Source organism: Scandinavium sp. NPDC088450 (genome assembly GCF_044900545.1).
Lineage (GTDB): Bacteria > Pseudomonadota > Gammaproteobacteria > Enterobacterales > Enterobacteriaceae > Scandinavium.
The window spans coordinates 48,253-70,549 of sequence record NZ_JBJDNI010000025.1; the positions used below are offsets into that span (position 1 = coordinate 48,253).

The following is a 22,297-nucleotide window of genomic DNA, read 5'->3' on the forward strand; positions in this document are numbered from 1 at the left end:
CCATGCGTATCCGGATGGTCTTTCTGAGTCTGCTTTTTCCGCTTGCTGCGCTAGCCAGCAGCGATACGGTGGTGACGCTCGCGCTGATTCATGTCTCCCGTAATGATGCCACTCAGTCCTTTTCCCCCGCGTTGCTACGGGTGTCGCGTGAGGAACGCCCGGCAACGGTGAGTGCGTTAGCCCGTTACCCTGACTTTCATCCTCCCCTGGGTGTTCCATTACAGACCACGTCGTCGTTCAGTATGCGCCTGCACCCGTTTACACAACGCTTTACCCATCATGATGGGACAGACTTTGCGGCTCCCCTTTTCTCTCCTGTATTTGCGACAGAGAAGGGCACTGTTGTGGAGGCTAAATACGATGCCTTAGCCGGGAATTATATTGTCTTGCGCCATCCCGGCGGCTGGAGCAGTCGTTACATGCATCTGAACAAGATGAGTGTGGTACCCGGGCAGTCGGTTAACCGTGGCAGTGTCATTGGTTTTTCGGGGAATACCGGGCGGAGTACCGGCCCGCATTTGCATTTCGAACTGGCCTACAGAGGGGTTCCGGTTAATTCTGCTAACCTGCTGGTTGCTTCTCATTTAGGGACATTTCCCTCCATGGAGAAAGCCGTTGTTCGCGCCGTGGTGCCTTTTGTGCCAAAAATAATGCTGGTCACGAAAATTGCGGGTGAGGAAAAGGTGATGGTCAAATTCGGAAGGAAAACGGTTTACGCAGGCGTAAACCAGACCGTATTTGGGCTTTATCGGGTATTAATGGAAAATGGGCGTTATCGTTTGAAGGCTGTGGCAAGAATGAAGTGAATCTTTCAGTTCCCGCAATAACTCTGGTATAAGGTTTATCAGGACTCAAAGGTCTACTTTATAGTGACGAGGAATAACATGCGTATCAGAGTGTTAACAGGAATGGTTGGTGCCGCGCTGCTGCTCGCGGGTTGTAGCTCCAGTAACGACCTGTCAGCCGGCGGGCAGAATGTTCGCTTTGTTGAAGACAAACCGGCAAGTGAATGCCAGCTTCTGGGAACCGCGACGGGCAAGCAGAGCAACTGGCTCTCCGGCCAGCACGGTGAAGAAGGCGGTTCAATGCGCGGTGCGGCGAATGCGCTGCGTAACCAGGCGGCTGAAATGGGTGGCAACGTGATTTACGGCGTAAGCAGCCCCACTCAGGGCATGCTTTCAAGCTTCGTACCGACTGACAGCGAAATGATCGGCCAGGTTTATAAGTGCCCAAACTGATCCTTCCCGTCTGGAAAAAGCGCCCTCATCAATAGAGGGCGTTTTTGTTTATTCCGCTTTTGCTGGCATCTGCTGTGTTTTTTGATAGAGCTGATACAGCGCCCGTAATCCGTGTTGTTGAGATAACAGCCCTTTACCGGAGGCAAGCGTCGCCACCGAAATTCGACACGGTTTTCCTTCCAGTTTTTTCAGCCGTGGGCTAAATGGCAGTAAACGCTGGGCAATAGCCTGAGCCTCTTTCATATCACCCCGAATGCGCGATTTAATCAGGGTACCGCAAGCCTGTTGCTGCCCGTTTTCATCGGTAAAGTGATAGACCAGCGCCAGATAATGCGTAAAGAGTTCGATTTTCCAGGCGGGATGCTGGTAGGTGTCGTATTCCATTTCACCGTTATCTTTCATGTCGGTGTCATACATCGGCAGGAAATCGAGCAGGGAAGCAATACGCAAAGACAGCTCATGCATCCCGGCATTATTGATGGCATGAGAAATTGCGCTGATCAGCAAGGCGATTTGGGCATCATCAAGAAATACTGTCAGTTGGTTTTCCCCTTGCAAGGTAAAAATCAGCTCAGAACCCTGTTGTTTTGCCTCACCCGGAGCAAAGCCCGTGACGCGCTGGCGAATATCGGCGTGCAGCATCTGTTCCTGATTCAGCTCAGGAATGTTGTGGTGCAGTGATTGCGTTGCGACATGCTGACGCGTTTTAAACGTGGCTTTATCTTTGGCGTTGCGCTGGCCTTGCAAGTAGAGACGGTGCTCAAGATAAATATAGAGATCGCCTAGCGGCAGGGCGGGAATAAAAATCAGGGATGCCTGATTATGTTGATGCTTGAATTTGAGTGCCAGAGCCTGAAACTGCTGGGCGTGGCGAATCACGCCGGTGTTGATACCGGTGATAGTGAAGGTCATTTCTTCTCTCCCTGATGAGGTCTTATCCCTGAGAATCTGTCCTGAACCCAGGATGGCGAGGGATGTTTTTTGCGGAGGCTAAAATAGCACTCAGCCAGATTTCGGGAGAGTCGGTTTCCGGACTTGAAACCTGTGCGACAGGCATCGCACAGGCTTTTGCTGAAGGGATTATTGTTGGCGAAGCTGCAAATCCAGCGGGGTTTTACTCGGTTCGCCACCAATCTCACGTGCCAGTTTCGGCACCATATAGCCAGAGATCAGCGTCAGGAGTTCGCGCATGATGGCCCGGGCTTCGTCATCACTCACCATGTAATGCGCCGCCCCCTGCACTTTGTCCAGCACATGCAGGTAATAGGGCATCACGCCTGCATCAAACAGTGCATTACTGAGATTGGCCAGCGTTTGCGCGTTGTCATTCACATCACGCAGCAGCACGCTTTGGTTGAGCAATGTGACGCCCGCAAGCTTCAGCTTACGCATCGCCTGGCGGAATTCTTCGTCAATTTCTTGCGCATGGTTGATGTGGTTCACCAGCAAAATTTGCAGTGAGGAATGAGCAAAGCGTTCAGTTAACGCCTCGGTGATGCGCGCCGGGATCACAATCGGCAAACGGCTGTGAATACGAAGTCGCTTCAGATGAGGAATCGCTTCGAGCGCATCCATCAACCACGCCAGCTCATGATCCTTCGCCATCAGCGGATCGCCGCCTGAGAAGATAATCTCATCAAGCTCCGGGTGGGCGGCAATGTAATCCAGCGCGACCTGCCAGTTTCGTTTGTTGCCCTGATTATCGGCATATGGGAAATGTCGACGGAAGCAGTAGCGGCAGTTGACGGCGCAGCCACCTTTCACCAACAGTAAAGCGCGGTTGCGGTATTTATGCAGCAAACCGGGCACCACACTGTGCTGTTCTTCGAGCGGATCGGTGCTGAAACCTGGGGCAGCAACATACTCCTGCTGCGAGGTAAGTACCTGTTTGAGCAGCGGATCGTTCGGATCGCCAGGCTTCATTCTTGCAGCGAAAGCACGAGGCACGCGCAGCGGGAAGAGACGTTTTGCGTCACGACCGGCGAGCAAATTTTCATCAGCGTCTATCTTTAACAGACGCAACAGTTCATCAGGATCGGTGATTACATCGGCAAGTTGCGATAACCAATCTTCTCTGGACGGGGTGTTTAGGGTTACAATATGCGCCATTTTGTGGCTTAGCTACCAGTTAACAAATTTAGAGGGCCTTATGGCGACTTATTCTAGCAACGATTTCCGTGCCGGTCTTAAAATCATGATGGATGGCGAACCGTACTCGGTTGAATCCAGCGAGTTCGTAAAACCAGGCAAAGGCCAGGCGTTCGCACGCGTTAAGCTGCGCCGTCTGCTGACCGGGACTCGTGTTGAGAAAACCTTCAAATCTACCGACTCTGCAGAAGGCGCAGACGTTGTCGATATGAACCTGACTTACCTGTACAACGACGGTGAGTTCTACCACTTCATGAACAACGAAACCTTCGAGCAGCTGGCTGCCGACGAGAAAGCGGTTGGCGATAACGCTAAATGGCTGCTGGACCAGGCTGAATGTATCGTGACCCTGTGGGACGGCCGTCCAATCGCCGTGACCCCGCCAAACTTCGTTGAGCTGGAAATCGTTGAAACCGATCCAGGTCTGAAAGGTGATACCGCAGGGACTGGCGGCAAGCCAGCAACCCTGAGCACCGGCGCCGTGGTAAAAGTGCCCCTGTTCGTACAGATTGGCGAGGTTATCAAAGTTGATACCCGCTCTGGCGAATACGTTTCTCGCGTGAAGTAATTCATGCTATAAAAAAACGGCGCAACGCTTGTTGTGCCGTTTTTTTTAAAGGGCAGGGATGATGAACCGCTTATTCAAACTCTTCTTCATACTGTTGGTCTCCGGAGCACTGCTTTCCGGCTGCAATACCTTCCGTGGCTTTGGCCAGGATGTCGAACATCTGGGCAATTCAATTTCTCACGCCGCCAGCAAATAAGTTCACATCGTCTTAAAATTGCTTCGTTTCGCTCTCACTACGTCTTTCTTGTCTATGCTTATGTTGCTACAGCACAACTGTTAACTGGCAATAAAAGGAAGACATCATGCTTAAGAAATCCATTGCTGCGTTTTTTACTCTCCTGGTGCTCTCTTCAGCCCTGACTGCTTGTAATACGACGAAGGGGATGGGGGAAGACATTTCCAGTGGCGGCCAGGCTATTTCCGGTGCAGCGACCAAAGCTCAGAACTAAAGATGTTCGGTACGGCTTTTCGGCCGTACCGTTATTCAACGCATTCTGCTGAGGGAATAAAAGGCGAGAAGCGATGCTCGACTTTGAGCTTCAGGCGAATGTTGCGTTTGTAGGTATAAACGGTTTTTCCGGTGATCCGCATCTCGCTGGCAATGGTTTGATTGCTCGCCCCTTCCATCCACAGCGACAAGACTTTCTCTTCCTGACGCGTCAATAAAGGCGTTACGACCCGTGCCGGATTGATGATTGGGCCGCTAAGCAGCAAATCCATCACTCGTTGTCTGAGAACGTCCAGCGGGGCTTTCTTTGATATCGCTTCACCGACGTTCTTAAAAACAAAGGGTTCATTCTGTAAACGAAGGACTCGCGTTCGCTGTTCGCAAACATTCAGCAGTGCAGGTAGAAAATGCGACTGGAGAGCGTCGTGCTGAAAACTGGCGAAATCGGCGATCACCAGATGAGGCTGCCAGCTTTCGACATGGGCTTTGGCGAGTAACAGACTGTTCAGGTGAGTGACTAAAAATGACGATGCCTCGTCTGTTTTTTGCTGCAACCCCGTCTCCAGCCCAAGGCGACTGAAACAGCAGCGATCGATAATCAGAATTTTATACATGCTGGGCAAATGCGCGCTTCATAGGGTGCAGGAAGTAATGGGCCAGGCAACCATGATAGAGAAAGAAGCCCTCAGACAAAAAGGCGATCTCCACATTGAAATGCGCTCATTTCACGTTATCGTCGAGGAAAAGTAACTTAAGTTAAATTGCTTGCATGCCCGACATCAGTGGGTAAAATAGGCGCTCTTCTTGACCTTACGGGACGACCCGTAAGCGTATCTTAATCTCGGGGACGACCCCTTTCTGGAGTCACTATGTCCTGGTTAATTCTTGTTGTTGCGGGTCTTCTTGAAGTGGTTTGGGCTGTTGGCCTGAAATATACCCATGGTTTTACTCGTCTGGTGCCTAGCGTGATTACCGCTACCGCGATGATCGCGAGTATTGCGTTACTTTCCTGGGCGATGAAAACATTGCCGGTCGGTACCGCTTACGCCATCTGGACCGGTATCGGTGCCGTTGGCGCAGCGGTAACAGGTATGCTTCTGTTAGGCGAATCTACCAGTCTGGCGCGTATTTTCAGCCTGGTGCTGATCGTCTGCGGCATTATCGGCCTGAAACTCAGCGCTCACTGATAAGTCTGATTCACCCAAATAAGTTTCTCTACCGGGAAACCTTGCCGGGTCGCGATATCCAGCATTTGCTGTTTCATTTCAGGAGAGATGGTTGGCGTGCGGGCAAGTATCCACAAATAGTCGCGATCCGGCCCACAAACCAAGGCATGACGGTATTCTTTATCCAGCGCGATAATATTGTAACCGCCATAGAAGGGGCCAAAGAATGATACTTTCAATGCAGCCTGATTTGGCGGGCCAGTAAAGTAAGCGACACCCTCTGTTTTTTGCCACATCCCGCGATCGGGGTTATAGCCTTTATTCAGCACGTCAATGCCACCATCACTCCGCTGGCTGTACGTCGCGGTGACTTTCTCCAGACCACTCTCGAAGTTGTGATCCAGCCGGGCGATTTCATACCAGGTGCCGAGGTAGCGGTTGGCGTCAAAGGGAGAAACAACGGTCACGCCTGGTGGCGGGATAGGGTTACTACAGGCAACAACCAAAAACGCAGCGGCAACAGTCGCAATGAGGGGCAGCAGACGCATGGCAATGTCCTTGCAGGTTTTTTTGTAAGTGTAGAACCAGGCGGGAAAAATGTACGGCGGGCAGAAAGAAATATGCCCGGCGTGTGCCGGGCATCTCAGCTTTAGATGAAAATGATCCCCACAAGGGTGACGATAGTCAGGATCGCCGCCAGGCCATAGAACACCCACTTACCGTTTGGCACGTGAATTTTCAGGTCATGCATCGCGTGGTGAATACGGTGCAGGCCACACCAGAGTGGCAGCACAATCATCAGGAACAGGAACGCGCGGCCAATAAAGCTTTGGGCAAAGGCCAGGACGCGCTCATAGCTGAACGCGTCATGAGGCGCGAGTCCCAATGGCAGCAGAACGCCCACTAACAGCACGATAACAGGGGCAATAATGGCACCCCACATGCCGCCTGCGCCAAACAAGCCCCAGAATACGGGTTCGTCTGAACGTTTCGGATTTGGATTGATCATCTCGGTCTCCTTACCAGAACAGCGCGACAAACAGGATGATGACCGTGACTACAATCGTCACGCCCCATAGCCCTTTAATCACAGGCTCTGGCCCCAGTTTTTCGCCTTTCACAATCACGTTAGCGGCTTTGGGTGCCAGTTCGAACCAGGTTTTGGTGTGCAGCAACGCTGCCGCCAGGGTTATCAGGTTCAGGATTACCACAATCGGATTTTGCAGAAAACCGACGTATCCCGCCCAGGACTCTGCGCCGTGTTTCAGGGCAAACAGCCCGTAAATCAGAACGATACTGAACCAGACTGTCGGCACTGCAGTGCCTTCACGCAGCATGTAGAAGCGGTAAAAAGGCAGTTTCTTCCACCACGTTGACGTCATCGGCTGGACATAGGGTTTACGTTTTGTCGTCATCATGCACTCCTTAGCGTGGTTTCAGGGTGGCGATAAGAAAGTCTTTCGAGCTTTCCACTTTGCCCTGCTGAATGGCGGCTGCCGGGTCGACATGCTTCGGACACACTTCCGAGCAATACCCGACGAACGTACAGCTCCAGACGCCATTCTTGCCGTTGAGCTGCGCCATGCGCTCTTTCTTACCGTGATCGCGGGTGTCTTCGTTATAGCGGTGCGCCAGGGTGATGGCGGCCGGGCCGATGAACTCTTTGTTCAGACCAAACTGCGGACAGGCGGCATAGCAAAGGCCACAGTTGATGCACCCTGAGAACTGATGGTATTTCGCCATCTGCGCCGGGGTTTGCTTGTTCGGCCCCTGATCCGGTGTACGCGGGTTGCCGATGATATACGGCTTAATGGCTTCCAGGCTTTCGATAAAGTGGGTCATATCGACCACCAAATCTCGTTCAATCGGGAAGTTCGCCAGCGCCTCAACCTTCAGGCCGTTGGTGTATTCACGCAGGAACGTTTTACAGGCAAGCTTGGGTACTTTGTTGACCATCATGCCGCAGGAGCCGCAAATCGCCATGCGACAGGACCAGCGATAGCTTAAGTCCGGCGCGAGGTTATCTTTGATGTAGCCAAGCGCATCAAGTAATGAAGTTTGCTCATCGTAAGGCACTTCATAGAACGCGCTGTGCGGGGCCGTGTCCACTTCCGGGTTGTAGCGCACGATCTCGATTTTCAGGTTTTTCATCTCAGCCATTTGCCGTCTCCTTCTTGTCGGCAGCTTCCGCTTCTGCACCGTAAACACGTTTCGCCGGTGGCAGCGTTGTGATTTTCACGTCGCTGTAATCAAGGCGTGTGGTGCCGTCCGCGTCGCGGTAGGCGAGAGTGTGCTTGAGGAAGTTAACGTCATCGCGCTCGGTACAGCCTTCGTCGAGACGCTGATGAGCGCCACGAGACTCTTTACGCGCCATGGCGGAATGCGCCATACATTCGGCAACGTTCAGGCCATGACCCAGCTCGATGGTGTAAAGCAAGTCGGTGTTGAAGACGCTGGACGTGTCGGTAATGCGCACACGCTTGAAGCGTTCCTGCAGCTCAGCCAGCTTGTCGATGGTTTTCTGCATCAGTTCTGGCGTGCGGTAAATGCCGCAGCCTTCTTCCATCGACAGACCCATTTCGTCGCGTATCTTCGCCCAGTTCTCGTTGCCTTCCTGATTGACCAGCGCTTTCAGGCGTTTTTCGACATCGACAACCTGTGCGTCCAGTGCTGCGCTGTTGGCTTCGCCTACGGTAGAGGCTCGTTCCATGGCTTTCTCGCCCGCCATGCGGCCAAAGACCACCAGTTCTGCCAGAGAGTTTGAACCGAGACGGTTCGCGCCGTGCAGGCCCACAGAAGAACATTCGCCAACGGCAAACAGCCCTTTGATGCGGGTTTCACACTGCTGATCGGTTTCGATACCGCCCATGGTGTAGTGCGCGGTTGGACGCACCGGAATCGGTTCTTTCACCGGGTCGACACCCACGTAAGCTTTTGCCAGTTCACAAATGAACGGCAGACGCTCAAGCAGCTTTTTCTCGCCCAGGTGGCGCAGGTCAAGGTAGACCACATCGCCGCGTGGCGTTGGAATGGTGTTGCCTTTGCGCCACTCATGCCAGAATGCCTGCGACACTTTGTCGCGCGGGCCGAGTTCCATGTATTTGTTCTTCGGCTCGCCGAGCGGGGTTTCCGGGCCCATGCCGTAATCCTGCAAATAGCGGTAGCCATCTTTGTTGACCAGAATCCCGCCTTCGCCGCGACAACCTTCGGTCATCAGGATGCCGGAACCCGGCAGCCCGGTTGGGTGATACTGCACGAATTCCATATCACGCAGTGGCACGCCATGGCTCAGCGCCATGCCCATACCGTCGCCGGTGACGATGCCGCCGTTGGTGTTATAGCGATAAACGCGCCCAGCACCGCCAGTGGCCATCACCACCGCATTGGCACGAATCTGGACCAGTTCGCCTTCCATCATGTTCATCGCCACCAGACCACGGGCCTGGCCGTCATCGACCAGAATGTCGAGGACGAAATGTTCGTCGAAGCGCTGAATTTGCGGGAATTGCAGAGAGGTCTGGAAGAGCGTGTGCAGCATGTGGAAGCCGGTTTTATCGGCGGCAAACCACGTACGCTCGATTTTCATCCCGCCGAAGCGGCGCACGTTCACAGAACCGTCTTCACGACGACTCCACGGACAGCCCCATTGCTCAAGCTGGGTCATTTCGGTTGGGCAGTGGTGGACGAAGTAATCAACGACGTCCTGTTCGCAAAGCCAGTCGCCGCCAGCGACCGTGTCGTGAAAATGGTACTCAAAGCTGTCATGATCCTGCGCGACGGCGGCAGAACCCCCTTCGGCCGCCACGGTGTGGCTGCGCATGGGGTAGACTTTTGAAATCAGTGCGATTTTAGCGTTGGGATTAGCTTGTGCTGCAGCAATAGCAGCCCGTAATCCCGCCCCGCCAGCGCCTATAACGGCAAGATCGGCATGAAAGGTTTGCACGACATTCCTCCAGATTGTTGTTATTTCGCAACACGCCTTACCAAAGGTAGTTCACTCATGCGGCACGGCAATTGCGAAAGCGATTCCACTGCTCCTTTATGGGTAAAACAGTATATCCGTATGAATGAGGGGGAAATTTGACGCGTTCGATTTTTTTGCTGTTCTGTGCTGCCGTTTATCATCGGAATTGATGGATTGCGTCACGAAATTGGCTTCTTCAATAAAATCCGGCTTTAAATCGGGTCAGATTTGTCTCGCTCCGGCGTTGAGGGTAGACTTCGTGCCTTTGTTTGACTTCGGAGAGTTTTACCATGAGCGAAACGGCAACCTGGCAGCCGAGCGCCTCCATCCCCAATCTGTTAAAACGTGCGGCCATCATGGCGGAGATCCGCCGCTTTTTTGCTGACCGCGGCGTGCTGGAGGTGGAAACGCCCTGCATGAGTCAGGCAACGGTGACGGATATTCATCTGGTGCCGTTTGAAACGCGTTTCGTCGGCCCGGGCCATTCTCAGGGTATCAATCTCTACATGATGACCAGCCCGGAATACCACATGAAGCGCCTGCTGGCGGCGGGATGTGGCCCGGTGTTTCAGCTGTGTCGTAGTTTCCGCAATGAAGAGATGGGGCGTCATCACAACCCGGAATTCACCATGCTGGAGTGGTACCGTCCGCACTACGACATGTATCGCCTGATCAATGAAGTGGATGATTTGCTGCAACAGGTACTTGAGTGCCAGCCCGCAGAAAGCCTCTCTTACCAGCAGGCGTTCCAGCGCCATCTGGAAATTGACCCGCTGTCAGCGGATAAAACTCAGCTACGTGAAGTGGCGGCGAAGCTCGACTTAAGCAACATTGCCGATACCGAAGAAGATCGCGATACCCTGCTGCAGCTGCTGTTTGCCATGGGTGTTGAACCGCACATTGGTAAAGATCGCCCAACGTTTGTCTATCACTTCCCGGCAAGCCAGGCTTCACTGGCGCAAATCAGCACGGAAGATCATCGCGTAGCTGAGCGCTTCGAGGTTTACTACAAAGGTATTGAGCTGGCGAATGGTTTCCACGAACTCACGGATTCCCGCGAACAGCAGCAGCGTTTTGAGCAGGACAACCGCAAGCGTGCTGCACGCGGTCTGCCGCAGCAGCCGATTGATGTGAATCTGCTGGAAGCCCTGAAAGCAGGTCTGCCAGATTGTTCCGGCGTCGCGTTGGGCGTGGATCGTTTAGTGATGCTGGCGCTGGGCGCAGAACAGCTTGGGGATGTGATTGCTTTTACGGTGGACAGAGCCTAGGTAAACAGCAAAAATCCTCTCTTTGAGAGGATTTTTTTGTGGTTGCACCCCTCGCCCTGTGGGAGAGGGGCCGGGGGAGAGGGCATCAGGCGACTCTCCCCTAAATTTTACAAACTCCCCGCCGTCCGTCCACGTCCTGCTGAAGTCATCGTTCTACCCGTCTTGCGGCCATCCATGGTTTCCAGACGCATCTGGAACGGTGGGAACGGCATATCGATCCCGTGTTCACGGAAGCCTGCCAGGATCAGCTGGTGGATCTCATGGCGCAGCGGCATGCGATGCCCCATTTCAGCGGCGTAGATACGCAGTTCGAAGATCTGAATCCCCTGCTGCAAATCGACCAGGAAGACTTCCGGCGCCGGGTTGTCTATCACATACGAACAGCGTTCGGCGGCTGTCATCAGGATTTGCGTCACTTCTTCGCTGTTAGCGTCGGAAGGGGCTGGAACCGTTAACACCACGCGAGTCACTGAGTCCGAAAGCGACCAGTTGATAAACTGCTCTGTGATGAAGGCTTTGTTCGGCACGATGATCTCTTTGCGATCCCAGTCGCTTATCGTGGTTGCACGGGTGTTGATCTTGGTGACGCTACCCGTCAGGTCGCGGATCGTCACGGTATCGCCGATACGGATCGGTTTCTCAAACAGGATGATCAGGCCGGAAATAAAGTTGGCAAAAATCTCCTGCAAGCCAAAACCAAGCCCGACACCTAACGCGGCAACCAGCCACTGCAGCTTCGCCCACTCAATGCCGATCATCGAGAAACCGACCAGGCCGCCAATCAGCATCAGCAGATATTTGGTGATGGTGGTAATCGCATAACCTGTGCCTGGCGTCAGGTTGATGTGCTGCAACACCGCCAGCTCCAGCAGAGCAGGAAAGTTTCGCACCAGTTGGGTGGTGATGATAAAGACCAGAATCGCAATCAGCACCGCACCGAGCGTAATTGGCTCCAGACTTTCGACCCCCTGAACCGTCGAGGTGGCATCCCAGAGAGAAATGTTTTCGAGGAAGCCAAAGGCGGAGTGAATTTCTGACCACAGCACGATAACTGAGACCAGGGCGATCAGCATCAGGATCGAACGCACCAGGCGCAGGGATTGTGCGCTCAGGGTGTCGAGATCGACTTCGGCAATATCGACTTCCGCTGATCCTTCCAGGCTGGTGGAGTGATGGGGATCTTCTTCACCGCGCGCACGATGAGCAAGCATTTCGGCCCGACGATGCTTGGCGCGGTCAAAGGCAATTCGGCGGCGCTGGATGAGCATCCAACGACGAATGACATGGTAAACCACCAACAGCAGGAACCAGATGGCGACAGACGTTTCCAGTCGAACCAGCAAGGCTTCGGCTGTAGCCAGATAACCGACGGCTGCCGCCAGAATCGCGGCCAGTGGCGCACCCAAAAGCAGGTTCCACAGCACCCGGTTAATCATGTTGTCGCCGTTGCCCTCTCTGTCGAGGTACAGCGGAATACCGGCACGTTTAAGGCTCAGGGTCACTACCGCCAGCGCTCCGCAAATCAGCATAAAACAGAGCCTGCCGAGCGAGGATGAGAATTCACGGTCGTTGAGATTATCGAACATGATCAACGCCATAATCAGCGGCACGATAAGCCCGATGCTCATCAGGTAGTAGCGCATCGCACGGGCAACGCGGTTACGCGGCCAGCCAAAGTGGGCCACGAACAGACCATTTGGGCGGGCGAAGGCGGCGCAGATCATCACCACCCACAGTAACGGTACGGTAGCCGTTACGCCGTCGCCAATTGCCACAGCCAGCGGATAAGGCCACGCTTCCTGTAAACCATAGCCGAGCGTCATCCACAGCACTGGCAGCGGTGAGGCCACCAGAATCGACCAGAAAACCGTCCGTAGCGTTAGCCAGAAATGGTCTTGTGTCACTTTGCCGACACGGCTGCTTGAACGCTCCAAAAAACGCGTGAAATGCTTGCGAGAGCTGATGCTAAAGCCCACCAGAATCAGCGCCGCGAAGAGGGGAATCAGCGTTTCTTTGCTGGTTAACATCATCACCGAGGCTTTGCCAAGCTGACTGACGGTGTCCAGTGAAATCAGTCGACGCAGGTCCTGAACGATGCTCAGTGGCCATGAGAAGGAGATTGGGCTGACATCGGAGGTCCAGAAGAGATAGCGGTGCGTGGCTTCGTTAATCTCTTTTAAAGCGTCTTCTAACTGACCGTTTGCCACTTTCAGCTTGGTCAGTTCCAGGATTAGCGTATCGCCGCCCTGCAACAGAGAATTCAGCAGCTCGCGCTGAGTGCGCAGTTGAGCGTCGAGAATACGGGATTCTTCGCTCGACAGGGGTTGCCCGTCGGCCTGCTGGATTTGGCGTAATTGCGGCTGCTTGCTGAGGAGATCTTCATAGCGCAGACGATGTACGCGCAGCTGCGCCATTTCGGTATCGAGCTGCTGCGGTTTAGGCATTTCCGGTAAACGGGCCACCTGGGCACGCAGAGCTTCACCCAGCAGATTCGAGGAGCCCAGCCATTGCGACTGCTCGCGCAGCGTGTTGAGCGCCTGACGAACCTGCAAGGTTTGATTGGTCGCCTGACGCTGCTGTGATGCCACTAAATCCATACGCTGAGCCTGCTGGTTCAGCGCCTGCGAAAGCTCGCGGTTGGTGGTGAATTGTTTGACCAAATCTGGCGGCAGATTAGCGCTGTTTTCTGCCAGCAGCTCGGTGCTTTCCAGGGCCTTTTCGGCTTCGCGCTGACGCTGACTGTTGAGCTGGTTACGCAGCGCCTGCAAATAAGTATCGAGCTGTTCGCTCTGCTTTTGCGCCAGCTCAGAGCGCATTCTTGCCAGTTCCTGGCGGTTGTTGGCCGACAGTTGCGCCAGTTCCAGTTCGTTGACCAGGGCTTTTAGTTTGGCGGATTCTGCCTGCAGGCTGAGATTTTGCGCCTGAGCCGAGTTGCCCGTGGCGCTGCCGACCCGGCGTTCCACCTCGTTTAGCTGACGGCGAGCATCAGTTTGCTGCTGGGGAAGCTGGTTCAGAGAATCGGCGATTTCGCGGGCACGTTCTTGTTCCTGCTGTGCCTGACGGCTTTTCTCCAGCAGTTGGCTACTGACCTGCAGGATTTCCTGATTAAGCGCGTCTGTGGTTAACCCGGTGGGTACCTGACGAGGTTCCTCACGCAGATTCGACAGCTGGCTACGCAGGGTTTGAGAAAGCTTGGGGAAATTGTCGATAGACTGCTGATACTGCGTGGCGCGCTCAAGCGAACCTTTACGTTCTTCGAGCGCGTTTAGTGCGGACTGAAGCGCCTCGACGGCTTCAGGCTGAGCGGGCTTCGCCGCTTTCGCTTGTTCCAGTTCCTGAGCAATTTGTTTGCTGTCGGGGGCGCTGGCTGCGTACGCCCCCATGCTGAGGCACCAGGCCATCAGAAAAGTGATAATCAGGCGCACGTCAGCGGTCCTTCCTGGTTAGCCCTGGTCTTTGCTGTCTTCGACCAGCGGGCTGGCGTCGTGTTCAGCTTTGATCTCTTCTTCCGCCAGCACTTCAGCTTCGGGGGCGACGAAAGCTTCGGTAGAAACGGCCAGCGGCAGGCCAATTTTGGTGACGGACAGGCTTTCAAGCTGCTCAGCCAACTGGACTTTGCCAGGGGCGAACAGGTTGATAACCGTTGAACCGAGTTTGAAGCGACCCATTTCCTGGCCTTTCAGCAAGGCCACAGAACCTTCGCTTTCACCGGCAGGCCACGTCCAGCGTTTAATGATGCCTTCACGCGGTGGAGTAATAGTGCCAGCCCAGACAGTTTCAATGCTGCCCACGATAGTTGCGCCCACCAGAATCTGCGCCATTGGGCCAAATTCGGTATCAAACAGGCAGATAACTCGCTCGTTACGGGCAAATAAGTTTGGCACATTCTGCGCGGTCAGGTGGTTCACAGAGAACAGGTCACCCGGCACGTAAATCATTTCACGCAGGATGCCGTTGCACGGCATATGCACGCGGTGATAATCACGCGGGGACAGATACGTGGTGGCAAACGAACCGTTACGGAACAGGTCCGCCATCAGATAGTTACCCGCCAGCAGAGCTTCCAGGCTGTAGTTGTGGCCTTTTGCTTGCAGAATTTTGTCGTCTTCAATCTTACCCAACTGGCTGATTACGCCGTCGGCTGGCATCACCAGCACGTTCGGGTCGGTATTCAGGGGACGAACATCGTCACGCAGCGGGCGGACAAAAAAATCGTTAAAGGTGCGATAGCTGGCAGTATCGGGTTTCTGCGCTTCTTTCATATCGACCTTGTAATACTTCACGAACAGGTCAATCACCAGCTTTGTCAGCCAGCCTGCTCGTTTGCTCGCGCCCCAGCCGGCGAGGCGTGTCAGCCACAGTTTCGGCAGAATGTATTGAAGCGAAAGTTTAAATGAATTTAACAAGGTAGCCTCCAGGCCAGTGTCGGGTCATCACAGACTTTATATCCAAGCCATTTAAAAAAATGGGGGGCTGATTCTATCGGCAGTCAGCTTAAATGTCAGTCGTCGGTTTCAGAAAAGCTTTTACGCGTTTTTACCTGGGCCATGCTCTCGAGGATGCGATGGTAGTTTTCAAAGCGCGATTCGGCGATCTCACCTTTTTCGACCGCTTCACGAATGGCGCAGCCGGGATCGTTGTCGTGCTTGCAGTCGCGGTATTTACAGGCGCCTAAATAGTCCTGGAATTCGACAAAGCCATTGAAGATTTGTTCCGGATCCAGATGCCACAAGCCAAATTCACGTACGCCCGGGGAGTCAATCACATCGCCACCGTGCGGGAAGTGGTAGAGACGCGCTGCCGTGGTGGTGTGCTGGCCGAGACCGGAGTTATCGGAAACATCATTGGTGAGAATTTCTTCCTGCAAGCCGAGCAGAGCGTTCAGCAGGCTGGATTTGCCCACGCCGGATTGGCCCGCAAAAATGCTAATGCGGTCAGTGAGCGCGACTTCAAGCGGCTTAAGGCCGTCCTGCGTGCGGCTGGACACCATCAGGACCTTGTAACCGATGCGGCGATAGATATCCATTTGCTCGTTAACGAAAGCCATGCTCTCGTCATCAAGCAAGTCGATTTTATTCAGCACGATGATCGGTTCAACGTTGAGCGTTTCGCACGCCACCAGATAACGGTCGATAATATTGACGGAAAGCTCCGGCAGGATCGCCGACACAATGACAATCTGATCGATGTTGGCGGCGATAGGTTTGACGCCGTCATAGAAATCCGGACGCGTCAGGACTGAGGTGCGTTCATGCACGGCTTCCACGATGCCTTTGACGTTAACGCCTTCTGCCGCGGTTTTCCCCGGACGCCAGACCACGCGGTCACCGGTCACCAGAGAACGAATCGTGCGGCGAATGTTGCAGCGGTGAACGCCGCCGTCAGTTGCTTCCACGTCGGCATGCATGCCAAAGCGGCTAATGACGATGCCTTCAGAGGCTTCACCAAACAGGTTGTCATCGAAATCGGCCTTCTCCGCAGTCGTTTTAAGGCGGCGCTGATGGTTCGCTTTGACGCGGCGCTGTTGACCTTTGGAGAGTTTATTTTTACTCAATCGGGCTAGCTCCTGGTCGCCCCAAAGGGGCAAAACCTTTATGATACACGCTATTTTAGACGAATATAGTCACAGTCGTTGTGACGCGAGAAGGGTGGAAAATAGCATGAGTGCAAATGAAAACAACCTCATTTGGATCGATCTTGAAATGACAGGCCTCGATCCCGAGCGTGATCGCATTATTGAGATCGCTACCCTGGTGACCGATGCCAATCTCAACATCCTGGCAGAAGGGCCGACCATCGCGGTACATCAGTCTGATGAACAACTGGCGCTGATGGATGACTGGAACGTGCGCACTCATACTGGCAGCGGCCTGGTTGATCGCGTAAAGGCCAGCACTCAGGACGACCGTGCGGCGGAACTGGCTACCCTCGAATTCCTGAAACAGTGGGTGCCGGAAGGCAAATCACCTATCTGCGGTAACAGCATCGGCCAGGACCGCCGTTTCCTGTTTAAGTACATGCCGGAACTGGAAGCTTACTTCCATTACCGTTATCTGGATGTCAGCACGTTGAAAGAGCTGGCGCGTCGCTGGAAACCAGAAATTCTCGACGGCTTCAAAAAGCAGGGCACTCATCAGGCGATGGATGATATCCGTGAATCGGTCGCTGAACTGGCGTACTACCGCGAGCATTTTATCAAGCTGTAAGTTTTATGCCGGGCCTACAAGCCATTTGTAGGCCGGCTAAGCGCAGTGCCAGCCGGCAATCGGTGTTAATTTGCCCACATCGATGATTAATTCAGCACTTAAGCAAAAATCAAAAAAAATCGCGCGAAGGGGGGTTGCAGCTAAAAGGATTTCTCGTATAATGCGCCTCCCGTAACGACAGAGAATTCATCGTTACGACAGCAACAAATTTGCGGGAATAGCTCAGTTGGTAGAGCACGACCTTGCCAAGGTCGGGGTCGCGAGTTCGAGTCTCGTTTCCCGCTCCAAAATTTGAATGCAGCAAAAGTTGACAGTATCGCAAGATACGCACCACCCAAGCGGGAATAGCTCAGTTGGTAGAGCACGACCTTGCCAAGGTCGGGGTCGCGAGTTCGAGTCTCGTTTCCCGCTCCAAAATTTGAATGTCAGCACAAGTTGACAGTATCGCAAGATACGCACCACCCAAGCGGGAATAGCTCAGTTGGTAGAGCACGACCTTGCCAAGGTCGGGGTCGCGAGTTCGAGTCTCGTTTCCCGCTCCAAAATTTTCTTCAGTCTGACTTCTTATCCACAGCGTGAAAGCACGTTGGGGATGATTCTTGTTTCCTCTGACACACTCTTGTAAACAGACTTATCCACAGGCCTGAGTTTTTGTCTTAAAAACCAAAATGCTTCGATGTGTGAATAGTATCTTTTCAATTCATTGATTTATAACAAATAAATAATATTTCAGATTGTTATTTTGATCTCTTGACGTCTCAGGGCGTGTTGAATTGCAATGTGTTTTTATTTTTATTCACACCCTGTGAATGATTCAGGCATCCCTCGGTAACCCTTTTTCGATCACCCTCACCAGACGCTGTTTTTGCGGTAACTGCACTTCCACAACGTTGGCATTTCGTTTCTCAATTTGCTGCGCAATCGCCCACTCAATGTGCTCGTCGAGAAGTGGGTGCTCACCTCGGCGACTTTCCAGGGCGTGTAAATTACGCTCATCCCAGGGGGCATTTCCCAGTGCGACGCTAATGTTTCGCAGCCAGCGGAGATGGCCGATACGCCGAATGGGCGAGCCTTCTGTGACTTTCAGAAAATGGGCCTCGCTCCAGGCAAACAGTTCAATCAGCTCCGGCGCGTGCAGGGCTTTGCGCGGGCTGAAATCCTCTTCAACGGTTAATTGTGAATAGCGATTCCACGGGCAAATCAACTGGCAGTCGTCACAGCCATAAATGCGGTTACCCATGAGTGGGCGAAATTCTTCCGGGATGGCCCCTTCCAGTTCGATGGTCAGATAGGAAATACAGCGACGGGCATCGACAGTGTAGGGTTCAACAATCGCTCCCGTCGGGCAGATGGTCATACAGGCGACACAGCGCCCGCAGGCTTCTTCCACTGGCTTATCAATGGGTAACGGCAGGTCTATCAGCAGTTCGCCAAGGAAAAAGAAAGAGCCCGCGTCACGGCTTAAGATAAGTGAGTGCTTACCTGTCCAGCCAAGCCCGGCTTTTTCAGCGATTGGGCGCTCCAGAAGGGGCGCGGAATCGACAAAAGGTCTAAAATTCAGCGAGGCACACTGTTCCTGAATTTTTTCGCCCAGCTTCTTAAGACGATTACGCAACAGCTTATGATAATCACGCCCGAGGGCATAACGGCTGACGTAACCGAGCGAAGGATTTTTCAGGGTGCTGGCAAACGCGGCATGGGTGGGCAAATAGTTCATTCGCACACTGATCACGCGAAGCGTTCCCGGCAGCAATTCATGCGGGCGGGCGCGCATCATACCGTGACGTGCCATCCACTCCATTTCGCCGTGGTACTGTTTGTCCAGCCATGCCTGCAGTTTGGGTTCGGACTCGCTGAGGTCAGTATCGGTGATACCGACGTGCTGAAAGCCCAGTTCGGAGCCCCACTGCTTGATGTCTTGCGCTAATTGATTGAGATCGAGGGGCTGTGACATGACGGACCATACAATGACGAGAAACCCCGCAAGTATACCACACACCATCTGGTCTGCGGATGACCTGCGTCGCGCCGAAAAAGAGGCCGCCGATGCGCTCGGGTTAACGCTTTATGAACTGATGCTTCGTGCTGGGGAGGCCGCTTTCACGCTTGCCCGCGAAATTTATCCTTCAGCCGCCCACTGGATTATCCTCTGCGGACACGGCAATAACGGTGGCGATGGCTACGTTGTCGCACGCCTTGCTCAGGCCGCAGGCATCACTGTCACGCTGCTGGCTCAGGAGAGCGATAAACCGCTTCCTGAAGAGGCCGGGCAGGCACGAGCCGCCTGGTTGAATGCGGGCGGTATTATTCATGCAGACGATATTGCCTGGCCGGAAGGCGTGGATCTTATCGTCGATGCTTTGCTGGGAACCGGGCTGAACAGCGCTCCACGCGAACCGGTTGCCAGCCTTATCTCCCATGCCAATGAACATCCTGCTCCGATTTTCTCTCTGGATATCCCTTCCGGCCTTCTGGCGCAAACGGGGGCTACGCCCGGAGCGGTGATTCATGCGGCTCATACTTTGACGTTTATCGCCCTCAAACCTGGATTGCTGACCGGCAAAGCTCGTGATGTCACGGGGCGTCTTCATCAACACTCGCTCGGCCTTGATAGCTGGCTGAATGCTCAAACCACGCAAATTCAACGTGTTGAGGCTTCGCAGCTTGCGCAATGGCTCCTGCCGAGACGGGCCACTTCACACAAGGGGGATCACGGCAAACTGGTGATCATCGGCGGTGATGTAGGAACTGCGGGAGCCATCAGAATGGCGGGTGAAGCCGCATTACGCGCTGGAGCGGGGCTGGTGCGAGTGCTGACTCGCAGCGAGAATATCGCGCCAATCATCACTGCAAGGCCGGAGTTGATGGTTCACGAACTCACTCCGCAGAGCCTCGATGAAAGCCTTGAATGGGCTGAAGTGGTGGTAATTGGGCCGGGTCTGGGCCAACAGAATTGGGCAAAGCAGGCGCTGCGCAAAGTGGAAAACGTCCGTAAGCCCATGTTATGGGACGCTGACGCACTGAACCTTCTGGCAATCAATCCGGATAAACGTCACAATCGCATTCTGACGCCACACCCCGGCGAAGCCGCCCGGTTACTGAATTGCAGCGTGGCAGAAATTGAAAGCGATCGCTTACTTTCTGCACAGCGTCTGGTAAAACGGTACGGTGGAGTGGTGGTGCTAAAAGGCGCGGGCACGGTCATTGCGGATGAAATCCACGGCCTGGCCCTTGTCGATACCGGCAATCCCGGTATGGCCAGCGGTGGAATGGGCGATGTGTTATCAGGCATTATCGGTGCGTTGCTAGGTCAGCATCTCACGCCGTATGATGCTGCTTGCGCCGGTTGTGTGGTGCACGGCGCGGCGGCGGATATGCTCGCTGCGCGATACGGACCCCGTGGCATGCTCGCCACCGATCTTTTTTCCACGCTACAGCGTGTTGTTAACCCGGATGTGATTGACGTAAACCATGATTAATCGAGTGATTCCCTTACCCGACGAGCAGGCAACATTAGATCTTGGCAACCGCATGGCTGCCGCCTGCAAAGGCGCGACCGTTATCTATCTCTACGGCGATTTGGGCGCCGGGAAAACCACCTTCAGCCGTGGCTTTTTGCAGGCACTCGGCCACAAAGGCAACGTCAAAAGCCCTACTTACACGCTGGTAGAACCGTACACCCTCGATAATCTGATGGTGTATCACTTCGATTTATATCGCCTTGCGGATCCTGAGGAGCTCGAATTTATGGGGATCCGCGATTACTTTGCTGATGATGCCATCTGCCTGGTGGAATGGCCGCAACAGGGCGCGGGTGTATTGCCTGAACCGGATGTCGAAATTCACTTAGAGTACCAGGCACAAGGGCGAGAGGCGCGCGTGACGGCAGTCTCCTCACTGGGTGAGTCTTTACTGGCACGTTTGGCCAGTTAACCTGAGGGATGGCGGGATGATTTATCGCGTTAAAAGTTGGTGTGCGGCAAGTTTGATGCTTTTTTGCCTGCAGGCGACGGCGGCGAGTTTATCCGATATTCAGGTGTCCAACGGAGATAAACAAGCCCGCATCACCTTCAGTTTCATGGGCGATCCAGACTACTCGTTTTCCCAGGAAGGGAAGCGCAGCGTGGCGCTCGACATTAAACAAACAGGTGTGATTCAAGGCTTACCGCTTAATTTTAGCGGCAACAATCTGGTGAAAAGTATTCGCTCAGGCACGCCGAAAGATGCGCAGTCTCTGCGTCTGGTGGTCGACCTGACCGGCGACGGGAAAACCCGTGCGGTGAAACAGCAAAGCGGTGGCAATTACACCGTGGTGTTCACCATCAATGCGGATGAGCCACCGCCGCCGCCACCGCCACCTGTCGTTGCGAAACGAGTGGAAGCTCCAGTGGTCGCTCCGCGTCCTGCTGAACCGGCAAAAAATCCGTTCAAAACGCAGAACGATCGTATGACCAGCGTCACCAGCAGTAACACGGCGACGCGTCCGGCGGCAAGAGCCAGAACCGCCAGCGTGACAGGCGATAAGGTGATTATTGCCATTGATGCCGGTCACGGCGGTCAGGACCCGGGCGCGATTGGTCCGGGTGGGACGAAAGAGAAAAACGTCACCATCCTGATTGCCCGTAAGCTGCGTGCGCTGCTGAACGATGATCCGATGTTTAAGGGCGTTTTAACCCGCGATGGCGATTACTTTATCTCGGTAATGGGGCGTTCGGATGTGGCGCGTAAGCAAAACGCCAACTTCCTGGTGTCCATTCACGCGGATGCCGCGCCAAACCGTGATGCCACAGGCGCTTCGGTATGGGTGCTTTCCAATCGCCGCGCAAACAGCGAAATGGCCGGATGGCTGGAACAGCATGAGAAGCAGTCCGAACTGCTGGGCGGGGCGGGCGACGTGCTGGCAAACAGCCAGGCCGATCCTTACCTGAGCCAGGCAGTGCTGGATTTACAGTTCGGTCATTCTCAGCGCGTCGGGTATGATGTGGCGGTAGATGTCCTGGGCCAGCTACAGCGAGTGGGCAATATTCACAAACGCCGCCCTGAACACGCGAGTTTAGGCGTCCTGCGCTCACCGGATATTCCGTCGATCCTGGTAGAAACTGGGTTTATCAGCAACAGCGGGGAAGAGCGTCTGTTGGGCAGCGACAGCTACCAGCAGCAGATTGCTGAGGCCATTTACAACGGCTTGCGTAACTACTTCGAACAGCATCCGTTACAAAACGGCCCGCGTGGTGAGTCTTCACAAACGGCCAGCGCCACTTCTCCCGGCGGAACGTTAATAAATTAAGGAG

The 22,297-nt window shown here is 54.1% G+C and carries 23 protein-coding genes and 3 tRNA genes; 14 read left to right on the forward strand and 12 right to left on the reverse strand.

Annotated elements, in window-relative coordinates:
• Positions 1 to 2: 2 nt before the first annotated feature.
• Both ACI2I2_RS19155 and ACI2I2_RS19160 read left to right on the forward strand, forming a co-directional pair.
• On the forward strand, positions 3 to 806 hold the full coding sequence (locus tag ACI2I2_RS19155; RefSeq protein WP_404659336.1) for a M23 family metallopeptidase: 804 nt from the start codon (positions 3 to 5) through the stop codon (positions 804 to 806).
• A gap of 78 nt (positions 807 to 884) precedes the next feature.
• On the forward strand, positions 885 to 1,238 hold the full coding sequence (locus ACI2I2_RS19160; protein ID WP_330983303.1) for a DUF4156 domain-containing protein: 354 nt from the start codon (positions 885 to 887) through the stop codon (positions 1,236 to 1,238).
• Between the two features lie 48 nt (positions 1,239 to 1,286).
• Here the strand turns inward: ACI2I2_RS19160 and yjeJ are convergent, their stop codons facing one another.
• Positions 1,287 to 2,150, reverse strand: a complete 864-nt coding sequence (gene yjeJ / locus ACI2I2_RS19165; protein ID WP_404659337.1) for a YjeJ family protein — start codon at positions 2,148 to 2,150, stop codon at positions 1,287 to 1,289.
• Positions 2,151 to 2,318: 168 nt separating this feature from the next.
• Positions 2,319 to 3,347 (reverse strand): EF-P beta-lysylation protein EpmB, encoded by a 1,029-nt coding sequence (epmB, locus tag ACI2I2_RS19170; protein ID WP_404659339.1) that lies wholly within the window; start codon positions 3,345 to 3,347, stop codon positions 2,319 to 2,321.
• 40 nt (positions 3,348 to 3,387) lie between these two features.
• On the opposite strand from epmB, the gene efp reads away from it, so the two are divergent.
• From efp to ecnB, 3 genes are all read left to right on the forward strand, one after another.
• Positions 3,388 to 3,954, forward strand: coding sequence for an elongation factor P (gene efp, locus ACI2I2_RS19175; protein ID WP_404659341.1), 567 nt, complete (start codon positions 3,388 to 3,390; stop codon positions 3,952 to 3,954).
• Between the two features lie 58 nt (positions 3,955 to 4,012).
• Positions 4,013 to 4,150 (forward strand): entericidin A/B family lipoprotein, encoded by a 138-nt coding sequence (locus tag ACI2I2_RS19180; RefSeq protein ID WP_330983316.1) that lies wholly within the window; start codon positions 4,013 to 4,015, stop codon positions 4,148 to 4,150.
• A 106-nt stretch (positions 4,151 to 4,256) separates the two neighbouring features.
• Positions 4,257 to 4,403 (forward strand): lipoprotein toxin entericidin B, encoded by a 147-nt coding sequence (gene ecnB, locus ACI2I2_RS19185; RefSeq protein WP_404659342.1) that lies wholly within the window; start codon positions 4,257 to 4,259, stop codon positions 4,401 to 4,403.
• Positions 4,404 to 4,434: 31 nt separating this feature from the next.
• On the opposite strand, the gene ACI2I2_RS19190 is transcribed toward ecnB, so the two are convergent.
• Positions 4,435 to 5,016, reverse strand: coding sequence for a response regulator transcription factor (locus ACI2I2_RS19190; protein ID WP_404659343.1), 582 nt, complete (start codon positions 5,014 to 5,016; stop codon positions 4,435 to 4,437).
• 255 nt (positions 5,017 to 5,271) lie between these two features.
• Here ACI2I2_RS19190 and sugE point away from each other — a divergent pair, with 255 nt between their 5' ends.
• On the forward strand, positions 5,272 to 5,589 hold the full coding sequence (gene sugE, locus ACI2I2_RS19195) for a quaternary ammonium compound efflux SMR transporter SugE (RefSeq protein ID WP_404659345.1): 318 nt from the start codon (positions 5,272 to 5,274) through the stop codon (positions 5,587 to 5,589).
• Here the strand turns inward: sugE and ACI2I2_RS19200 are convergent.
• The 5 genes from ACI2I2_RS19200 to frdA form a co-directional block, all read right to left on the reverse strand.
• A complete protein-coding gene (locus ACI2I2_RS19200) occupies positions 5,583 to 6,116 on the reverse strand; it encodes a lipocalin family protein (protein ID WP_404659346.1) in 534 nt (177 codons plus the stop codon). The two genes, sugE and ACI2I2_RS19200, sit on opposite strands and share 7 nt — an antisense overlap.
• A gap of 101 nt (positions 6,117 to 6,217) precedes the next feature.
• Complete coding sequence (gene frdD, locus ACI2I2_RS19205) at positions 6,218 to 6,577, reverse strand: fumarate reductase subunit FrdD (protein WP_404659347.1); 360 nt, start codon at positions 6,575 to 6,577, stop codon at positions 6,218 to 6,220.
• Positions 6,578 to 6,587: 10 nt separating this feature from the next.
• Positions 6,588 to 6,983 (reverse strand): fumarate reductase subunit FrdC, encoded by a 396-nt coding sequence (gene frdC / locus ACI2I2_RS19210; protein ID WP_404659373.1) that lies wholly within the window; start codon positions 6,981 to 6,983, stop codon positions 6,588 to 6,590.
• A 10-nt stretch (positions 6,984 to 6,993) separates the two neighbouring features.
• Positions 6,994 to 7,728 carry a succinate dehydrogenase/fumarate reductase iron-sulfur subunit gene (locus ACI2I2_RS19215; protein WP_404659348.1) on the reverse strand — a complete coding sequence of 245 codons (735 nt, stop codon included), beginning with the start codon at positions 7,726 to 7,728 and terminating at the stop codon, positions 6,994 to 6,996.
• The gene (frdA, locus tag ACI2I2_RS19220; RefSeq protein WP_404659350.1) at positions 7,721 to 9,511 is read right to left on the reverse strand and encodes a fumarate reductase (quinol) flavoprotein subunit; all 1,791 of its coding nucleotides are present in this window, start codon (positions 9,509 to 9,511) and stop codon (positions 7,721 to 7,723) included. Before frdA ends, ACI2I2_RS19215 begins: the two co-directional genes overlap by 8 nt.
• Before the next feature lie 311 nt (positions 9,512 to 9,822).
• Between frdA and epmA the strand changes: the two genes are divergently transcribed.
• On the forward strand, positions 9,823 to 10,800 hold the full coding sequence (gene epmA / locus ACI2I2_RS19225; protein ID WP_404659351.1) for an elongation factor P--(R)-beta-lysine ligase: 978 nt from the start codon (positions 9,823 to 9,825) through the stop codon (positions 10,798 to 10,800).
• 107 nt (positions 10,801 to 10,907) lie between these two features.
• On the opposite strand, the gene mscM is transcribed toward epmA, so the two are convergent.
• The 3 genes from mscM to rsgA form a co-directional block, all read right to left on the reverse strand.
• A complete protein-coding gene (gene mscM / locus ACI2I2_RS19230; protein WP_404659352.1) occupies positions 10,908 to 14,225 on the reverse strand; it encodes a miniconductance mechanosensitive channel MscM in 3,318 nt (1,105 codons plus the stop codon).
• 18 nt (positions 14,226 to 14,243) lie between these two features.
• Positions 14,244 to 15,206: an archaetidylserine decarboxylase gene (gene asd / locus ACI2I2_RS19235; RefSeq protein WP_404659353.1), complete on the reverse strand. Its 963-nt coding sequence runs from the start codon at positions 15,204 to 15,206 to the stop codon at positions 14,244 to 14,246.
• Positions 15,207 to 15,301: 95 nt separating this feature from the next.
• The gene (gene rsgA, locus ACI2I2_RS19240) at positions 15,302 to 16,354 is read right to left on the reverse strand and encodes a small ribosomal subunit biogenesis GTPase RsgA (RefSeq protein WP_404659355.1); all 1,053 of its coding nucleotides are present in this window, start codon (positions 16,352 to 16,354) and stop codon (positions 15,302 to 15,304) included.
• A 106-nt stretch (positions 16,355 to 16,460) separates the two neighbouring features.
• Between rsgA and orn the strand changes: the two genes are divergently transcribed.
• From orn to ACI2I2_RS19260, 4 genes are all read left to right on the forward strand, one after another.
• A complete protein-coding gene (gene orn / locus ACI2I2_RS19245; protein WP_404659356.1) occupies positions 16,461 to 17,006 on the forward strand; it encodes an oligoribonuclease in 546 nt (181 codons plus the stop codon).
• A 211-nt stretch (positions 17,007 to 17,217) separates the two neighbouring features.
• A tRNA-Gly gene (locus tag ACI2I2_RS19250) sits at positions 17,218 to 17,293 on the forward strand.
• Between the two features lie 51 nt (positions 17,294 to 17,344).
• Positions 17,345 to 17,420, forward strand: a tRNA-Gly gene (locus ACI2I2_RS19255).
• Between the two features lie 52 nt (positions 17,421 to 17,472).
• Positions 17,473 to 17,548, forward strand: a tRNA-Gly gene (locus ACI2I2_RS19260).
• Between the two features lie 272 nt (positions 17,549 to 17,820).
• Here ACI2I2_RS19260 and queG read toward each other — a convergent pair.
• Positions 17,821 to 18,960: a tRNA epoxyqueuosine(34) reductase QueG gene (queG, locus tag ACI2I2_RS19265; protein WP_404659357.1), complete on the reverse strand. Its 1,140-nt coding sequence runs from the start codon at positions 18,958 to 18,960 to the stop codon at positions 17,821 to 17,823.
• Between queG and nnr the strand changes: the two genes are divergently transcribed.
• From nnr to amiB, 3 genes are read left to right on the forward strand one after another with little or no spacing between them, the layout of a single operon-like run.
• Positions 18,959 to 20,485: a bifunctional ADP-dependent NAD(P)H-hydrate dehydratase/NAD(P)H-hydrate epimerase gene (nnr, locus tag ACI2I2_RS19270; RefSeq protein ID WP_404659358.1), complete on the forward strand. Its 1,527-nt coding sequence runs from the start codon at positions 18,959 to 18,961 to the stop codon at positions 20,483 to 20,485. The two genes, queG and nnr, sit on opposite strands and share 2 nt — an antisense overlap.
• Positions 20,478 to 20,939, forward strand: coding sequence for a tRNA (adenosine(37)-N6)-threonylcarbamoyltransferase complex ATPase subunit type 1 TsaE (gene tsaE, locus ACI2I2_RS19275; protein ID WP_404659359.1), 462 nt, complete (start codon positions 20,478 to 20,480; stop codon positions 20,937 to 20,939). The genes nnr and tsaE overlap by 8 nt, the downstream gene beginning before the upstream one ends.
• Positions 20,940 to 20,955: 16 nt before the next feature.
• Positions 20,956 to 22,293 (forward strand): N-acetylmuramoyl-L-alanine amidase AmiB, encoded by a 1,338-nt coding sequence (gene amiB, locus ACI2I2_RS19280; RefSeq protein ID WP_404659360.1) that lies wholly within the window; start codon positions 20,956 to 20,958, stop codon positions 22,291 to 22,293.
• Positions 22,294 to 22,297: the final 4 nt, after the last annotated feature.

Excerpts from the sequence above, each read along its gene's own strand:
- ACI2I2_RS19155 (WP_404659336.1), top strand. The coding sequence starts at position 3 with ATGCGTATCCGGATGGTCTTTCTGAGTCTGCTTTTTCCGCTTGCTGCG.
- ACI2I2_RS19160 (WP_330983303.1), top strand. The coding sequence starts at position 885 with ATGCGTATCAGAGTGTTAACAGGAATGGTTGGTGCCGCGCTGCTGCTC.
- yjeJ (WP_404659337.1), bottom strand. The coding sequence starts at position 2,150 with ATGACCTTCACTATCACCGGTATCAACACCGGCGTGATTCGCCACGCC.
- epmB (WP_404659339.1), bottom strand. The coding sequence starts at position 3,347 with ATGGCGCATATTGTAACCCTAAACACCCCGTCCAGAGAAGATTGGTTA.
- efp (WP_404659341.1), top strand. The coding sequence starts at position 3,388 with ATGGCGACTTATTCTAGCAACGATTTCCGTGCCGGTCTTAAAATCATG.
- ACI2I2_RS19180 (WP_330983316.1), top strand. The coding sequence starts at position 4,013 with ATGATGAACCGCTTATTCAAACTCTTCTTCATACTGTTGGTCTCCGGA.
- ecnB (WP_404659342.1), top strand. The coding sequence starts at position 4,257 with ATGCTTAAGAAATCCATTGCTGCGTTTTTTACTCTCCTGGTGCTCTCT.
- ACI2I2_RS19190 (WP_404659343.1), bottom strand. The coding sequence starts at position 5,016 with ATGTATAAAATTCTGATTATCGATCGCTGCTGTTTCAGTCGCCTTGGG.
- sugE (WP_404659345.1), top strand. The coding sequence starts at position 5,272 with ATGTCCTGGTTAATTCTTGTTGTTGCGGGTCTTCTTGAAGTGGTTTGG.
- ACI2I2_RS19200 (WP_404659346.1), bottom strand. The coding sequence starts at position 6,116 with ATGCGTCTGCTGCCCCTCATTGCGACTGTTGCCGCTGCGTTTTTGGTT.
- frdD (WP_404659347.1), bottom strand. The coding sequence starts at position 6,577 with ATGATCAATCCAAATCCGAAACGTTCAGACGAACCCGTATTCTGGGGC.
- frdC (WP_404659373.1), bottom strand. The coding sequence starts at position 6,983 with ATGACGACAAAACGTAAACCCTATGTCCAGCCGATGACGTCAACGTGG.
- ACI2I2_RS19215 (WP_404659348.1), bottom strand. The coding sequence starts at position 7,728 with ATGGCTGAGATGAAAAACCTGAAAATCGAGATCGTGCGCTACAACCCG.
- epmA (WP_404659351.1), top strand. The coding sequence starts at position 9,823 with ATGAGCGAAACGGCAACCTGGCAGCCGAGCGCCTCCATCCCCAATCTG.
- orn (WP_404659356.1), top strand. The coding sequence starts at position 16,461 with ATGAGTGCAAATGAAAACAACCTCATTTGGATCGATCTTGAAATGACA.
- nnr (WP_404659358.1), top strand. The coding sequence starts at position 18,959 with ATGACGGACCATACAATGACGAGAAACCCCGCAAGTATACCACACACC.
- queG (WP_404659357.1), bottom strand. The coding sequence starts at position 18,960 with ATGTCACAGCCCCTCGATCTCAATCAATTAGCGCAAGACATCAAGCAG.
- tsaE (WP_404659359.1), top strand. The coding sequence starts at position 20,478 with ATGATTAATCGAGTGATTCCCTTACCCGACGAGCAGGCAACATTAGAT.
- amiB (WP_404659360.1), top strand. The coding sequence starts at position 20,956 with ATGATTTATCGCGTTAAAAGTTGGTGTGCGGCAAGTTTGATGCTTTTT.